Raw genomic sequence first — 370 nt, 5'->3', positions numbered from 1 at the left:
GGGTTGATAGTCTTTGTAGGGAGAGTTTTGTTTGATATTGTGCGCTTCAAACAAAGCTTTAGAATATTCTTGGGTGTATTTGCCTGTAGGCTTAATATTTTCTGAAAAATATATTTTATTTGTCTTTTTATCCACCTCTACCCCTCTTCCATTAGGAGCATATATTATATAAACATCTTTATTATTATCACTCATTGTTTATCCTTTCTTTAATTAACCTATACATAAACCATTTTTCATAATGATAGTAGTGGCTAGTCTACCTATCATTTTTGGTGGTTGCTCTTTTTCTTCTTTACTCTCTGTATTTTTTACACCATCCTCATCTTCTTCTATGTTTTTATCATTAGATTTTTCTTCATTCTCCGCC

Annotated in this window: 1 pseudogene; it reads right to left on the bottom strand. The window is 31.1% G+C overall.

Annotation, left to right across the window (positions count from 1 at the left end):
* Positions 1-195, bottom strand: a pseudogene (locus CAMP5053_RS08435) (hypothetical protein); the annotation flags it as partial.
* Between the last annotated feature and the right edge of the window lie 175 nt (positions 196-370).

Origin of the sequence: Campylobacter sp. S4:11 (assembly GCF_024723695.1) — a bacterium.
GTDB classification, from domain to species: Bacteria; Campylobacterota; Campylobacteria; order Campylobacterales; family Campylobacteraceae; genus Campylobacter_D; species Campylobacter_D jejuni_C.
Note: the sequence above shows the minus strand (reverse complement) of the source record. Positions and strands in the feature narration are given on the sequence as shown.